The sequence below is a fragment of the Legionella gresilensis genome, assembly GCF_900639865.1.
In the GTDB taxonomy this organism is placed as follows: domain Bacteria; phylum Pseudomonadota; class Gammaproteobacteria; order Legionellales; family Legionellaceae; genus Legionella_C; species Legionella_C gresilensis.
The window spans coordinates 195,991-209,635 of the sequence record NZ_CAAAHX010000001.1; the positions used below are offsets into that span (position 1 = coordinate 195,991).

Sequence of the window (13,645 nt, forward strand, 5' to 3'; positions counted from 1 at the left end):
TTATCGCCACCAGGGTTGAGATGATTTAACTCGACCAGCAAGAAAGCTTCTAAGCCATCTTAAAAAAACGGGTACCGTAAAGCCATAATGTTCAATAACACCGAAAAAGATTGCAGATATTACCACCAAGAAACCCGTCCAAAATCTTATATGCATTAAAAATAGAAAGATCGGGAATGCGGCTCGTGCATCAACAATAAAAAAACGAGCACTCCTTGCTGAATCACGCCAATGGGTTGTCTCAGAAAAACCAGCCATATGTGCTCCATCTAACGACTTACTTAAGACTTAAATAAAATAACAAACGTCATTTTACAAGTCGAATACTTGTTAAAATTAAGTATATAAAATTTTATAAGATTTATCTAAGAAGTTATTTTAGCTGTAAATTAAATAATTAACTGCCAGGAGTTAGATCGAAATCATCTTTTTCAGCAAGAGACTTACCAATACCTTCAACAATCTTAGCCATGTTTTGAGAAGATGAACTACGAGGTAGGCTTTTTTTAACGTCTTCAACTGAAGGTATTTGATTTACCTCAGCAATGACGTCATCTTTATTTAAAGCTGCTAATATTTTAGCTGTGTTAGCCATAAAGCACCTCACATTAAGTCTTGAAGGTATATTAACAAACCTAGATTAAGGTTTTATTAACTATATTTAAGCTATAGCATTTTTTTTTACAATTTACAAAATTATTTTTCTTCATGCTTATATTCCGCGGCTTGTCCGCAAGAACCTGTCAGGCCAAATAAGTGATAAAAGTCTAACTTACTTTATCAATTCAGCTATTTCCTTTAATAAAGGATGTTCTACATCATATTTAAACTTATCTAAAGTTTTAACAGGTCGCACGTTTTGTAATGTATTACAGATAAACGCGGATTCAGCTTGCGCTAACATAGACATATCAACATTGGTCTCAACATAAGGTTGATTTAATTTCTGACAAATTGCTAGAATACGGCTGCGAGTAATACCAGGCAAGATATTACAAGACAGTGATGGCGTAACCAATTGATTATTAATAATTAAAAAGAAGTTAGCGATTGTAGATTCAAGAGCGAATTGCTTTAAATTAAAAAATAATACATCATCTACACCTTTCTCTTTGGCATAGCGATAAGCCATAATGGCCTCAAGGTAATTAATTGACTTAATTTTGTAAATAGGATTATTACTATCTCGTAGCCACGGTGCTTGAGTAAGACTTATAGCAGAATAGTTTGGTTGATAATTAAACGCTTCTAAAAATAAATAAGGTGTTTTACCTTTAGCATTTAGTCCTCTTTCAGCACTACCTCCACTTAAAACAGCTTTAATACCACCATTATTAAGCGCCATAGATTTAATATACAAAAAAAGCTTATTAAGCCACTCTGTTAGAGAAAGATTAAAGGGTATCTCTAAAAAATTCGCAGATTGCTTGAGCCTTTGCCAATGAAGATCAGCATAACAAGGCTCGCCATTTACTATTTTTATAGTTTCAAAAAGTCCTTCACCTAATAAAAGACGATCATGACTTAAAAAGTTTATATTATTGTTTTGCCTACCAAAGACAACCTGGAAAGACATTATTAATAATCTACAAAATCATTGAGTTCATCACGAAGACGCTTTTCCTCTAAAGCCTGTTCAAGCCGACGACGGGCATCTAAAACAGTACTTTCAGATAGTTCAGCAGAATCAACAGGTACAGTATCATCTGGACTAAATACGTCTTCTAGTAAATCATCATCGTCATCAAATAAATCACTCATTGCTATCTCTCATCAGTTAATTCAATAACTTTAAAAGTTAAACCAATATGGGCTAGGCACGTCTTTGAGTATTTATCTTGCTAAAAGCACCTGCTTGTCAATAAGCCAGCTTATAATTTAAATATTAAAACATACCTGCACAATAAATTGCCATGTAAGCTTAATTTCCTAACATTTATTAGTAGTTAATTTATTAGATTACTAAATATTTTGCTAGAACGGCTATATACAATATTTTTTTTGCTCTGACTAGATAGCTAAGTAAAAAAAAGTATTCGCAAGTACCTTGAATAAACTAATCTATCCAAGTCATAATGAAAGATATAAGTTATTATTTTTACAATCATGGCTGATCGTTTTAAAAAAATTTTACGTAATAGTATCAAAGACATAAGAGAAAATTTGCCACCTTTTTATCAAAATGAAGCCTCCCAAAAAGTATGTGCACGTATTCGCCAACTTAAACAATACCGCTATGCTAAGAACATTGCTCTTTATAATGCTTCTAACGGTGAAATAAGCCTGCAAGAAATCTGGCAATCAGCACCCCTGCAAGGTAAATTTTGTTGCTTTCCCGCCCTCACTAAAGATAAAACACTTTTATTTTTACCAGCAACACCAACTACTTCTTTTAAAGAAAATCAATATGGGATCCTTGAACCAGATATTAATTTTTCTCAAGCAATTTCACCTAAAGAGCTAAATTTAATTTTTCTTCCTTTAGTTGCTTTTGATGAGCATGGTACCCGCTTAGGTAGAGGTGCAGGTTATTATGATCGTACCCTTGCTAAGGAAAATCATCCTTTACTCATTGGTATTGCTTATGATTTTCAACATCAACACTTGATTATTCCCCAAGAATGGGATGTTCCTTTAACAGCGGTGATTACACCAAATAATACGTACTGGTGGGGTAAATAATGATTAATTATTGGTTAATGAAGTCTGAACCTAATTGTTTTAGTATTGATGACCTTTATAATTCGCCTAATAAAACAGCACATTGGGATGGAGTACGTAATTATCAAGCACGTAATTTTATGCGAGATCAGATGTCTATTGGTGATTTAGTATTCTTTTACCACTCTAACTGTGACACACCCGGGATTGTTGGTATCGCCGAGATTAAGAGTGACGCCTATCCTGATCATACAGCTTTTGATCCATCAAATGAGCATTTTGATTCTAAAAGTAGCCTTGAAAATCCACGGTGGGTTATGGTAGATGTAACTTTTAAAGAAAAATTTACAGAAGTAATTGCATTAAAGCAATTAAAACAACATCCTGAGCTTAAGGATATGTTATTGCTACGTAAAGGTAATCGTTTATCGATTATACCTGTTAGTAAGACCGAATGGGCTTTTATTAATTCGCAATTACGTTAACGCTAATTAACCTAGAGCGTCTTCTCCAACTTCGCCTGTACGTACACGTACAACTTGGAGTAAGTCATATACAAAAATCTTACCATCACCTATTTTACCGGTATAAGCTGCTTTACAAATAGCATCGATAGCAGGTTCGACCATATTATCAGGTAGAGCAAGTTCGATTTTTATTTTAGGTAGAAAATCAACAACATACTCAGCCCCCCTATACAGCTCTGTATGGCCTCGTTGCCGCCCAAAACCACGGGTTTCAGAAATCGTAATTCCAGGTACACCTATCTCCATTAATGCTTCATGAACATCATCAAGCTTAAAAGGTTTAATAATTGCGGTAAGCATTTTCATCTTGTCTTCCTAATTCAATTAAGAAAGGTATTTAATCACAATTTTGGGATTATAGAAAAATTAAGAGAAAGGTAACAGGTTCCTATAAACTACTCTAAAGCTTTTGCAAAATTTGTAGATTTTACTTTAAGGCAAGGCATAAATATTTAAAGGAACAGCGTTTACAAAGTAAATAGTCTTCTTTAAAACTAACTGCAAGAAGCCAAGTTGCAGGTTATCCAAAAGCGCTACTATCTTTATTATCAATTAATGGAGTAGAATTGCCACTAGTGAGTACTTAGTATATTTAGTAAAATTGATGTAGATTGCCTAATCTTAAGGATTTTCATGCTGGATTCTAAACTATTTGATGACTTAACCAGAAAACTTTTTGCTACATTACCTTTAAGTTTGCAGAATTTAGAAAAAGAAACACGGCAAAAATTTAAAGAAGTTTTACAATCAACCTTTTCTCGCTTAGATTTAGTGACGCGAGAAGAATTCGACATTCAACTTAAAGTACTAGCAAGAACTCGTGAAAAACTTGAAAACCTACAAGCTCAAGTTAATGAATTAATAGAGAAAAAAAATAATGACCTAGTCAATAAACCAGATTAAAAAATAATTGTCCAACTTCATTTAAGGAAATTAATGAATCTTGCATTTAGCAAAACGCGCAGTGCATTAGGCATAGATGCGCGCTCCGTGTCTGTAGAAGTTCACTTATCTAATGGCTTACCCAGTTTTACAATTGTTGGCCTTGCTCAAACTGCTGTTAAGGAAAGCAAAGATCGAGTGCGAAGTGCAATTATTAATAGTCATTTTGAATTCCCATGCCGTAAAATTACCGTTAATCTAGCGCCAGCTGACTTACCTAAGGCAGGGAGTGGCTTTGATTTACCTATCGCTATAGGCATTCTTGCTGCGTCCAAACAAATCTCTAATAGCAAATTAACGGATTATGAATTTATTGGCGAATTAGCATTAAGCGGCGAAATAAAAGCCGTACATAGCATTATTCCAATCGTTCTTGCTGCTATGCGCGAACAAAAAACGCTTATTATACCGGAAGCAAATGCTAAAGAAGCAGCTATTACAGGTTATCCTCATGTCTATACAGCTACTAGCCTGCAAGAAGTTTGTAGTCATTTATGCCAAGATATTCCTCTAAAAACCTTACCTGAGCGTTTAGCAAATCAATACAATGAAGCAATTGACTGGTCAGATGTTAAGGGTCAGAAACATGCTAAAAAGGCGATGATGATAGCGGCTGCCGGCGGCCATAGTATTTTGTTAAGTGGCCCTCCTGGTAGCGGTAAAACAATGCTTGCTAAACGATTTAAAACGCTTCTTCCCTTATTATCTGAATTACAAGCCTTAGAATGTGCTGCCATTTACTCTATTCAGGGTCGAGCCATTAATCCTCAAACTTGGTGTATACCTCCTTTTCGCGCGCCGCATCATACAGCTTCAGCTGTATCGTTAGTTGGCGGCGGTAATCCACCTAAGCCTGGCGAGATTTCTTTAGCTCATCATGGTGTTTTATTCCTTGATGAGTTACCAGAATTTAGCAAGCATGTACTGGAAACTTTACGTGAACCCTTAGAGTCTGGAAATATTTGTATTTCCCGAGCAGCCATTCAAACTGAATTTCCAGCTCAATTTCAGCTTATAGCGGCTATGAATCCTTGTCCTTGTGGCCATTGGGGTAACTCTCAAGCCAGCTGCCGCTGCACGCCAGATCGAATTAGCCGTTATTTAGCTAAATTATCAGGCCCTCTACTTGATAGGATTGATATGCATATTCAGGTACAAGCACTACGTCCTGATGAATTGATTAAAGAACATGATGATGAAGCAACTAAAAGTTCTCTAGTTAGAGAAATCATAGAAAGCACACGTAGCTTACAGATTAAGCGTCAAGGTGTAATTAACAGCAATTTAAACGTTCAAGATTGTGAGCGCTTATGCAACCTTACGGCAGAGAAAAAAGAATTTTTGCAACAAGCGCTGATAAAACTAAAATTATCAGGTCGGGCTTATCATCGCTTATTAAAAGTTGCGAGGACGGTGGCTGATTTAGAAGAACAAAAGGATGTGAGTTTAAATACTTTAAAGCAAACGCTATCGTTTAGACATATGCTGCAATCACCTTCTATTTAATAAATATTAATTTTAATTTACTTATTAAACGACTTCTATTTAAGCATCTATTGTCGGGCCAAAGCCCGACCTACAAATTAAAAACCTGAGGCTTAATTTATTTTAGAGCAAATTACAACTACCCCTTAAATTTTCATCCTCTGCTGCTTGAGGAGCTTCATCCGCAAAGCCGCCACCTTTAAAAAATTGGTTTGGGCTTTTTGAGCGTTGCGAATTAATACTTACTATGTTTCCTGAAGTAGGATTAATAAGGCTATCTATACCTAAACCAAGCATTAGATCCGTTTTTAGATTATATTTATAAATATCATAAGGAAGGCTATCAAACATCTGCTCTATTTCCTGTATAGAGTATCTGTCTGGCTTCTTTACTCTTTTTTCTGCTGGTGGTAAAAAATAAATATTTGAATTAGGAGTAACATCCTGTTTTTCTAAAAAATCTGTTAAGGGTATAGCTTTTATTCTACAATCCATTGTGTCATTGGTCACAAAAAAAATCTCTTCTGCATTCGTTTTACTATTCTTACCTAAAAGTATGCCTGTGATTGCTGTTCTATGGATTGCTTTAAATCCAAATGCAGGATACTCTAAAACTAATGGGCCCATTTCTTCTAGTAAATTAGATAATTTACTATAAATCTCTCTTTTTACTTTACTAGAGGCTCCTTTGTAATCTGCGAACACGCCAGTAATGGCTGTTAAGCTTACACCATCTGTTAAACCTAAAATTTTATTTATTTTTTTGTTTAATTCATTAGTCGGAGAAGTCCCTTTTTGAATCATATTAATTAAAGAGTCTTGTGAAATGCCTCCATCAACTATTTTCTCCATCAAAATTTGCTTTTGCTCTTCAAATTCTTCTGTTTCATGAGAATTAGAATTAGCAATAATTGGGGCATATAGCCAACATGAATTAAGTGCTCTAAATTCATTCTTTTCATCGACCGTACTTTGTTCGACTAAAGGAGATTTATAAATTAACATAGAGAGCCAACAAGATAATTTAAACTACAGTTAGTATAATAAATTTACATTATTTTATTTGTCGGACTGATTAAGAGAATTAATATAATTTATGGTTATCAACAGTAAGAATAAACTAAATACGTTTCTTTAGAATAAATCTATATTAAAGTTATTATGAAAATCTAAGTTTCACATATACTTAGAAGTATAAGATGTTAGTAATAAAACCTATCAATCAGATATATTGAGTTAATAAGCTCTCAATAATAGCCATACGCATAAAAACGCCATTTGTTACTTGTTGCAAGATACATGACTGTGGACCGTCAGCTACATCACTATCAATTTCAACACCACGATTAATTGGACCTGGATGCATAATTATTACATCTTTTTTAGCGTACTGTAACACCTCAGAAGTTATTGCGTAATTGGCTCGATAGGTATCTAAATTTATAACTTCGCTAGATGATAAGCGCTCATTTTGAATGCGTAAGCAAATAATCACATCGGCATCTTTAATACCTTCTTTTAAGGAATCAGTAACCTGCCCATAATGGATCTGGCTTGGTTGCCAAATAGATGGAGCAACTAACCTTAATTCTTTAATCGCTATCAGAGAAAATAAACATTGCAATGAATTTGCTACGCGTGAGTGACGTAAATCCCCAACGATTGCAACTTTAAGCTGTTGTAGGTTTGATTTTTTCTCTTTAATGGTCATTAAATCTAACATGGCTTGACTGGGGTGAGCATGCTTACCATCGCCAGCATTGATGATATGAATATCAGGCCCAACCTGAGCAGCTAACTGTTGTTGTAAACCGTCTTGTTGATGGCGAATTACAAATAGGTTAATGCCCATAGCTGCTAAAGTTTGAATGGTATCGGTAATAATCTCTCCTTTCCTTTCCGAAGAAGCGGCCACGCTAAGATTCACTGGGTATATTGATAAATGATTAGCCGCCAACTCAAAACTTACTCGGGTACGTGTACTATTTTCATAAAATAAGTTGGCAAGCTTATGTTTAGAAAAATTAGGATAATTACCAAACTGTTTAAAAAATAAGGCGCGCTGTAATAAGTTTTCAATTTCGTTAATTGTTAATTGACTAATTTCTAGAAAATGGTTCATGATTCACTTTTAAACTGCTGCGAATGCAACCACTGCTGAAGAATGATACAAGCAGCTATACTATCAATTTGAGAAGACTGGATTTTACGATATCCGCCTTCTTCAAACAAGTAAGCACGTGCTTCTTTTGTTGATAATCGTTCATCTACCAGATGAACCGGTAGACAAAATTGTTTTTGTAACTGTTTAGCGAATCTTTTTGCTGCTGCAGTTGTATAAAGCTCTGTATCATCAATACAAGTTGGCAGCCCGACCACAAATGCCTCAGGTCGCCACTCTTTAATTAAATTTCTTAATAAGTCCCAGTCTGGTATACCTTGTTTAGCTTGAACTATTGTCAACGGCCTAGCTGTTAGCGTTATCTTTTGTCCTACTGCTACACCAATACGCTTAAAACCAAAATCAAAACCAAAATAAATGCCTGATGGCATATCGACTCCAAATACGACTAAATTTTCTAAGATTTTAATATAAAGACAAAGATAAAGCGCTTTTCAATAACATTTTTAAGCATGACCAATTGACGAGCTAAGTTGAGACATTTTTATACCAATGAGGGAGCCTGCATATTCCCATCGCTGCCTATAAGGAACATCATATAAAATCTCATGTTTATAAGGGCATACAAGCCATACGTTGTCTTGAACTTCTTGCTCTAATTGGTTATCTATCCAGCCAACATAGCCTAAAGTAACAAGGGCATCTTGTGGGCCATTTCCTGCTGCAATAGCACGGATAATATCATTTGAAGTCGTTATTGTAACGTCATCCTGCAAAGATAAACTTGAGCGCCACTCTCCACTAGGGCGGTGAATAACAAAACCTCGCTCAGGTTGAATCGGACCACCAAATAATAAAGGACGCAAACTTATCTCTTGATGTAAAGGCAAAATATTCAACTGTTCAAAAACCATACTGAGCTGATATTCTGTAGGACGATTAATAATTAAACCTACGGTACCTTGTGGATGATGTTCACAAATATAAATAACTGTTCTCTCAAAATTAGGATCAGTTAAAGAAGGCATAGCGATTAACAAATGGTTAGCCAATGAGGTCTCAATTGTCATAATGCGCTTCTCCGAAACCGAAGGGTTTGATTTAATTATATACTAATATAAAAAAAATTAATCACCTTGATTTGTTTGTAAATAATAAGACACTGATTAAACTAGGGATTATGGTTAAGAATTTTTGTTGTTAGTGAAGATTTCAAATAAATTTTTTTCTTTATTTTCGTTTAATCTAAAAGTAGTTTGTTTACTTACCTATAAGATAAATAATATTTTTTTTCTTAAAGACTATACTTGTGATTAAAAGATAATTATTTCATTTATAGTAAATTTTATTCTATAAATTTAAGTTAATCATTTTAAAGGGCCAGTTTGTGGAAACAGTTGATTTAAGTAAAAAAGATCTTTTTATTTTTCGTGCGCTCGAATACAATGAAATAGTCCTCTTAGTTATTATTTTAGGTATAATAGTTTTATTAATTATTACCTATATCTATGATCGACTTCAAAAACCTCATACTATTTTACGTAATTTTCCTATTTTGGGTCATTTTCGTTATATCCTAGAGTATTTCGGTGGGTTTTTACGTCAATATTTTTTTGCCAATGATCGAGAAGAGCTACCTTTTAATCGAGCTGAACGTTCTTGGGTTTATCGGGCTGCTAAAAACCTTGATACTACCATTGGTTTCGGCTCCACTCGGCCGCTACATATACCCGGGACAGTTTATTTCGTTAGCGCTCCTTTTCCGCCGCTAGCAACTGAAGCAGCCATTAAACCTTTAACTATTGGCCCGTATTGTAAGCACCCCTATACAAGTAATCATATCTTTAATATTTCTGCTATGAGTTATGGTTCAATTTCAAAGCCAGCTATTAAAGCTTTATCAAGGGGAGCTAAGAAAGCCGGTTGCTGGCTTAACACAGGCGAAGGAGGTCTTTCTCCTTATCACTTAGAAGGCGGCTGTGACTTAGTAGTTCAAATTGGTACAGCTAAATATGGGGTACGAGATGAACATGGTAATCTATCCGATAGTCGACTACGGGAGTTAGCATTACACCCTAATATTAAAATGTTTGAGATCAAGTTAAGCCAAGGTGCAAAACCTGGTAAAGGTGGTATCCTACCAGCAGTTAAAGTTACGCCTGAAGTAGCGCAAATTCGAGGTATCCCTCCTTATCAGGATTCAATCAGCCCTAACCGCCATACAGATATCGCAAATGTGGAAGAACTTTTAGATGCAATTAATCATATCCGAAAAATTACAGGTAAACCTGTAGGATGTAAATTTGTTTTGGGTAGTTATGAGTGGCTACATGATTTATGTTTAGCAATTCATAATCGGGGTACGCAGTATGCACCTGATTTTATTACTCTCGACAGTGCAGATGGCGGAACGGGTGCCTCACCACAAGGCTTAATGGATTATATGGGTATTCCTATTCAAGAATCTTTACCCAAACTGGTTGATATCCTTATTTTATATAATTTACGCAAACGTATCGTTGTTATTGCAAGTGGAAAAATGATTACACCAGCAACAGTAGCATGGGCATTATGTGCTGGAGCGGATTTCGTTAATTCTGCGCGAGGATTTATGTTTTCCTTAGGTTGTATACAAGCCTTGAAATGTCATAGTAATACCTGCCCGACAGGTATTGCAACGCACAATGCTAACTTACAACGGGGTATTGTTATTGAAGACAAAGCTGAGCGTGTCTTTCACTACGCTAATAATATGGCTCATGAAGTAGCTATTATTTGCCATTCGTGTGGGGTAGATGAACCAAGACAACTACAACGGCGCCATGCACGAATAGTTCGAGAAGATGGATTTTCAATTTCATTATCAGAAATGTTTCCTGATCAACAGCCACTGGACCAATATTTATAAGAAATGAGTCTTTTAAAAATTAAGGCTAATGCTTGTTTTTTTTAGTGTTTGCGTAATTTTTTTATTGTTTAATTAAAAAAAACTTTTATTTATGAATAAACTAGAAAAATAGTATAAAAAACTATTGTGAGTTATGCCTCTTTTGCGTTATGTTGAATAAACCCATATATATGGGCTTACCAATTGTCATTTAAGGACGAATGCAATTGCCAGCTGATTACTTTCAGCCGACGATTGATACGCTTTAGCAAAAGGAGGATTCATGGCTACGGGCGAAGTCAAATGGTTTAACAATGCCAAAGGTTGGGGCTTTATTATACCTGAAGGCGGTGGTGAAGATATTTTCGTTCATTTTTCAGCTATACATGGTACGGGCTACAAAACATTAAATCCAGGCCAAATAGTTAGTTATGATTTAATAAAAGGTGAACGGGGTTTACATGCAGCAAATGTTGTAGTTACAGCCGAAGAAAGAGAGCAAGAGCCTGTTTAAGGCTCGGCTGTCTTTTACAGCAAGTTTCATCTTTCTTAAAAAACTAACGAATTTAATTTATTAAATTTCTATAAAAAATGATTTTGATGTATTATTTAATATTTCGCTTTATAAATAATTTAGATGAAACATGGCTTGTTATTAATTAACTTAGGTACACCTAAATCCCCTACTATTACTGATGTACGGCACTATTTAAAAGAATTTCTTGCTGACAAACGCGTAATTAATCTTAATGCCCCTTTAAGATATTTTCTTCTTTACGCTTTTATTCTTCCCTTTCGACCTAAGCAATCTTCTCATGCCTATAAAGCCATTTGGACAAAGGAAGGCTCGCCTTTATTAGTTAACCATCAACGTCTAGTCAATAAATTGCAAAGCAAACTAAGCGATATTCAAGTGGCGCTAGCTATGCAGTATGGGGAACCCTCTGTAAACGCAGCATTAAAACAATTAGAAAATTGTCCTCATATTACAATTTTACCTTTATATCCCCAGTACTCTTCTGCTGCAACTGGGGCTGCTTTAGAAAAAGTATTAACACTTTTAGCAAAAAAACCCACGCATCCATCTATACATGTGATTAGAGATTTTTACAATCATCCAAGTTTTCTGCTAGCGCAAGCAGCGCTCATAAAGCCTTATATAGAGAAATATGATCATATCTTGTTTAGTTATCATGGCATTCCTGAGTTTCACTTAAAGGAATCAGGTTGTAATACTATTTGCCAAGTTTGTCCGCCAGTTAAAGATGCTAATCTCGTATGTTATAAAGCGCAATGTCATCAAACTACCCGTCAATTAGCAGAAATACTTTCGCTACCAGCAGATAAATTCAGTATGTCATTTCAATCTCGTTTGGGTAGAACACCTTGGATTAAGCCTTACACTGATTTAATTTTACCTAGACTTGCTAAGCAAGGAGTAAAAAAACTGGCAATTTCCTGCCCCTCCTTTATTGCTGATTGTTTAGAAACCCTTGAGGAAATAGGTATCCGTGCGCAGCAACAGTGGTTAGACTTGGGTGGAGAGGAATTTACATTGATCCCTTGCCTTAATGATTCAGAAGCCTGGGCAGAAGCAATTATTGACATTTGCCACTTGCAATAAGGGGCTCAACCACCATACTGGTTCCTTCAATCGCTACTATTTTAACTTTCGTTCCTGCAGGTAAATCTGGCCCTTTGACAAACCAAGTTGCATCATTAATTCGTATTAAACCTCGACCATCTTTAATAGGTTCCACTAAAATGACGGTTTGATCTAACATAGAATGGAAAGGTTTATTTATTAAAGAAGGCTCTTTAGCAGTTCTTTTTTTAATAAAAAACCACCAAGATACTGCAAATAAAATGCATAAAAGTGAAAAATCAATTAACTGCCATTGCCAAGTTATGGCAAATAGCCAAGTAATTATACCGGTTGTTGCTGCAGCCATGCCTAAAGCAATTAAAAGGCCAGCAGCACCCAATGTTTCAGCAATGATTAAAACGAGTGCTAATGCTAACCAATGCCAATAAGTTAATTCAAACATAACCCTATCCTTTGGGTGAATTTACTTTATTAAAAAGCTCTGTTATGCCTGCTAATGAACCAACAATAGCTGTGGCTTCTATGGGCATTAATACCATTTTACTATTCTCAGAGGTGCCAATCATTTTTAGAGCTTCTACGTATTTTTCGGCAATAAAATAATTAATTGCATTCATATTGCCTGTGGCAATTGCGTCAGAAACCATACGGGTTGCCGTTGCGTCAGCCTGGGCTGTACGCTCACGCGCTTCAGCCTCTAGATATGCCTCTTGCTTTGCTGCTTCTGCCCTTAAAATCTGGGCTTGTTTATCACCCTCAGCTCTTAAAATTTCTGCTTGCCGATGACCCTCTGCTGCTAAAATTGATGCACGCTTATCACGCTCTGCCTTCATTTGATTAGCCATTGCATCCACTAAATCTTGCGGAGGCCTAATATCTCTAATTTCAATCCGTGTTACTTTCACACCCCAAGGATTTGTTGCTAAATCAACAACATGCATTAATCGGCTATTGATTTCGTCCCGTTGACTTAACATCGAATCTAATTCTAAGGAACCCAGAACTGTTCTAATATTAGTCATTGTTAAATTACGAATTGCATGCTCTAAGTCATCTACTTGATAAGCAGCTTTCGCAGTATCAATTACTTGAAAAAAACAGACTGCATCAATAGTAACCATAGCATTATCTGAGGAGATAACTTCTTGAGGTGGGATATCTAAAACTCGTTCACGCATATTGATTTTATAGGTTACTCTATCAATAAAAGGAATAATTAATCCTAAACCTGGATGCAAGGTATGTGTATAACGCCCAAATCTCTCAACAGTCCATTCCTCGGACTGAGGAACTACTTTTACACCAGCCAATACGAATGCAATTGCAAAGATTGCTAACAAAACCAGGGTAATTAATGAGTCCACTTTTTGCTCCATTTAGAAATAAATTAAGTCTAAACTCTAACTTATTTATTC

18 protein-coding genes are annotated in these 13,645 nt (G+C 35.5%); 7 read left to right on the plus strand and 11 right to left on the minus strand.

The window, feature by feature from the left end; all coding sequences use genetic code 11:
* The 4 genes from icmT to E1P04_RS00825 form a co-directional block, all read right to left on the minus strand.
* Complete coding sequence (gene icmT / locus E1P04_RS00810) at window positions 1-258, minus strand: IcmT/TraK family protein (protein ID WP_131781034.1); 258 nt, start codon at window positions 256-258, stop codon at window positions 1-3.
* A gap of 139 nt (window positions 259-397) precedes the next feature.
* Complete coding sequence (locus E1P04_RS00815; RefSeq protein ID WP_131781035.1) at window positions 398-595, minus strand: hypothetical protein; 198 nt, start codon at window positions 593-595, stop codon at window positions 398-400.
* Window positions 596-772: 177 nt separating this feature from the next.
* Window positions 773-1,576 carry an aminotransferase class IV gene (locus E1P04_RS00820; RefSeq protein WP_131781036.1) on the minus strand — a complete coding sequence of 268 codons (804 nt, stop codon included), beginning with the start codon at window positions 1,574-1,576 and terminating at the stop codon, window positions 773-775.
* A 2-nt stretch (window positions 1,577-1,578) separates the two neighbouring features.
* Window positions 1,579-1,761, minus strand: a complete 183-nt coding sequence (locus E1P04_RS00825) for a PA3496 family putative envelope integrity protein (RefSeq protein WP_131781037.1) — start codon at window positions 1,759-1,761, stop codon at window positions 1,579-1,581.
* A gap of 345 nt (window positions 1,762-2,106) precedes the next feature.
* On the opposite strand from E1P04_RS00825, the gene E1P04_RS00830 reads away from it, so the two are divergent.
* Both E1P04_RS00830 and E1P04_RS00835 read left to right on the plus strand, forming a co-directional pair.
* Entirely contained in the window at window positions 2,107-2,682 is a 576-nt protein-coding gene (locus tag E1P04_RS00830) for a 5-formyltetrahydrofolate cyclo-ligase (RefSeq protein WP_131781038.1), read from the plus strand.
* A complete protein-coding gene (locus E1P04_RS00835; protein ID WP_242604359.1) occupies window positions 2,682-3,146 on the plus strand; it encodes an EVE domain-containing protein in 465 nt (154 codons plus the stop codon). The genes E1P04_RS00830 and E1P04_RS00835 overlap by 1 nt, the downstream gene beginning before the upstream one ends.
* Before the next feature lie 6 nt (window positions 3,147-3,152).
* Here E1P04_RS00835 and E1P04_RS00840 read toward each other — a convergent pair whose 3' ends face one another.
* Window positions 3,153-3,494 carry a P-II family nitrogen regulator gene (locus E1P04_RS00840; protein WP_115330324.1) on the minus strand — a complete coding sequence of 114 codons (342 nt, stop codon included), beginning with the start codon at window positions 3,492-3,494 and terminating at the stop codon, window positions 3,153-3,155.
* Window positions 3,495-3,821: 327 nt separating this feature from the next.
* On the opposite strand from E1P04_RS00840, the gene E1P04_RS00845 reads away from it, so the two are divergent.
* Together E1P04_RS00845 and E1P04_RS00850 are read left to right on the plus strand one after the other, a co-directional pair.
* Window positions 3,822-4,091, plus strand: coding sequence for an accessory factor UbiK family protein (locus tag E1P04_RS00845; RefSeq protein WP_131781039.1), 270 nt, complete (start codon window positions 3,822-3,824; stop codon window positions 4,089-4,091).
* Window positions 4,092-4,124: 33 nt separating this feature from the next.
* The gene (locus E1P04_RS00850; RefSeq protein ID WP_131781040.1) at window positions 4,125-5,636 is read left to right on the plus strand and encodes a YifB family Mg chelatase-like AAA ATPase; all 1,512 of its coding nucleotides are present in this window, start codon (window positions 4,125-4,127) and stop codon (window positions 5,634-5,636) included.
* A gap of 102 nt (window positions 5,637-5,738) precedes the next feature.
* Here E1P04_RS00850 and E1P04_RS00855 read toward each other — a convergent pair whose 3' ends face one another.
* From E1P04_RS00855 to E1P04_RS00870, 4 genes are all read right to left on the minus strand, one after another.
* Window positions 5,739-6,620 carry a hypothetical protein gene (locus tag E1P04_RS00855; protein WP_131781041.1) on the minus strand — a complete coding sequence of 294 codons (882 nt, stop codon included), beginning with the start codon at window positions 6,618-6,620 and terminating at the stop codon, window positions 5,739-5,741.
* A 217-nt stretch (window positions 6,621-6,837) separates the two neighbouring features.
* Entirely contained in the window at window positions 6,838-7,737 is a 900-nt protein-coding gene (locus E1P04_RS00860) for an aspartate carbamoyltransferase catalytic subunit (protein ID WP_131781042.1), read from the minus strand.
* On the minus strand, window positions 7,734-8,168 hold the full coding sequence (gene ruvX / locus E1P04_RS00865; protein ID WP_131781043.1) for a Holliday junction resolvase RuvX: 435 nt from the start codon (window positions 8,166-8,168) through the stop codon (window positions 7,734-7,736). Before ruvX ends, E1P04_RS00860 begins: the two co-directional genes overlap by 4 nt.
* A gap of 75 nt (window positions 8,169-8,243) precedes the next feature.
* A complete protein-coding gene (locus E1P04_RS00870; RefSeq protein WP_131781044.1) occupies window positions 8,244-8,807 on the minus strand; it encodes a YqgE/AlgH family protein in 564 nt (187 codons plus the stop codon).
* A gap of 317 nt (window positions 8,808-9,124) precedes the next feature.
* Between E1P04_RS00870 and E1P04_RS00875 the strand changes: the two genes are divergently transcribed.
* From E1P04_RS00875 to hemH, 3 genes are all read left to right on the plus strand, one after another.
* Window positions 9,125-10,645 (plus strand): FMN-binding glutamate synthase family protein, encoded by a 1,521-nt coding sequence (locus E1P04_RS00875; RefSeq protein ID WP_242604360.1) that lies wholly within the window; start codon window positions 9,125-9,127, stop codon window positions 10,643-10,645.
* Window positions 10,646-10,907: 262 nt separating this feature from the next.
* On the plus strand, window positions 10,908-11,138 hold the full coding sequence (locus tag E1P04_RS00880; protein WP_115330318.1) for a cold-shock protein: 231 nt from the start codon (window positions 10,908-10,910) through the stop codon (window positions 11,136-11,138).
* 123 nt (window positions 11,139-11,261) lie between these two features.
* Entirely contained in the window at window positions 11,262-12,248 is a 987-nt protein-coding gene (gene hemH / locus E1P04_RS00885; protein ID WP_131781045.1) for a ferrochelatase, read from the plus strand.
* Here hemH and E1P04_RS00890 read toward each other — a convergent pair.
* Window positions 12,223-12,672, minus strand: a complete 450-nt coding sequence (locus tag E1P04_RS00890; RefSeq protein ID WP_131781046.1) for an NfeD family protein — start codon at window positions 12,670-12,672, stop codon at window positions 12,223-12,225. The two genes, hemH and E1P04_RS00890, sit on opposite strands and share 26 nt — an antisense overlap.
* Before the next feature lie 4 nt (window positions 12,673-12,676).
* Complete coding sequence (locus E1P04_RS00895; protein WP_242604361.1) at window positions 12,677-13,594, minus strand: SPFH domain-containing protein; 918 nt, start codon at window positions 13,592-13,594, stop codon at window positions 12,677-12,679.
* Between the last annotated feature and the right edge of the window lie 51 nt (window positions 13,595-13,645).

What these genes read in the sequence shown, in the direction of transcription:
- icmT (WP_131781034.1), bottom strand. Translation starts at nt 258, where the DNA reads ATGGCTGGTTTTTCTGAGACAACCCATTGGCGTGATTCAGCAAGGAGT.
- E1P04_RS00815 (WP_131781035.1), bottom strand. Translation starts at nt 595, where the DNA reads ATGGCTAACACAGCTAAAATATTAGCAGCTTTAAATAAAGATGACGTC.
- E1P04_RS00820 (WP_131781036.1), bottom strand. Translation starts at nt 1,576, where the DNA reads ATGTCTTTCCAGGTTGTCTTTGGTAGGCAAAACAATAATATAAACTTT.
- E1P04_RS00825 (WP_131781037.1), bottom strand. Translation starts at nt 1,761, where the DNA reads ATGAGTGATTTATTTGATGACGATGATGATTTACTAGAAGACGTATTT.
- E1P04_RS00830 (WP_131781038.1), top strand. Translation starts at nt 2,107, where the DNA reads ATGGCTGATCGTTTTAAAAAAATTTTACGTAATAGTATCAAAGACATA.
- E1P04_RS00835 (WP_242604359.1), top strand. Translation starts at nt 2,682, where the DNA reads ATGATTAATTATTGGTTAATGAAGTCTGAACCTAATTGTTTTAGTATT.
- E1P04_RS00840 (WP_115330324.1), bottom strand. Translation starts at nt 3,494, where the DNA reads ATGAAAATGCTTACCGCAATTATTAAACCTTTTAAGCTTGATGATGTT.
- E1P04_RS00845 (WP_131781039.1), top strand. Translation starts at nt 3,822, where the DNA reads ATGCTGGATTCTAAACTATTTGATGACTTAACCAGAAAACTTTTTGCT.
- E1P04_RS00850 (WP_131781040.1), top strand. Translation starts at nt 4,125, where the DNA reads ATGAATCTTGCATTTAGCAAAACGCGCAGTGCATTAGGCATAGATGCG.
- E1P04_RS00855 (WP_131781041.1), bottom strand. Translation starts at nt 6,620, where the DNA reads ATGTTAATTTATAAATCTCCTTTAGTCGAACAAAGTACGGTCGATGAA.
- E1P04_RS00860 (WP_131781042.1), bottom strand. Translation starts at nt 7,737, where the DNA reads ATGAACCATTTTCTAGAAATTAGTCAATTAACAATTAACGAAATTGAA.
- ruvX (WP_131781043.1), bottom strand. Translation starts at nt 8,168, where the DNA reads ATGCCATCAGGCATTTATTTTGGTTTTGATTTTGGTTTTAAGCGTATT.
- E1P04_RS00870 (WP_131781044.1), bottom strand. Translation starts at nt 8,807, where the DNA reads ATGACAATTGAGACCTCATTGGCTAACCATTTGTTAATCGCTATGCCT.
- E1P04_RS00880 (WP_115330318.1), top strand. Translation starts at nt 10,908, where the DNA reads ATGGCTACGGGCGAAGTCAAATGGTTTAACAATGCCAAAGGTTGGGGC.
- hemH (WP_131781045.1), top strand. Translation starts at nt 11,262, where the DNA reads ATGAAACATGGCTTGTTATTAATTAACTTAGGTACACCTAAATCCCCT.
- E1P04_RS00890 (WP_131781046.1), bottom strand. Translation starts at nt 12,672, where the DNA reads ATGTTTGAATTAACTTATTGGCATTGGTTAGCATTAGCACTCGTTTTA.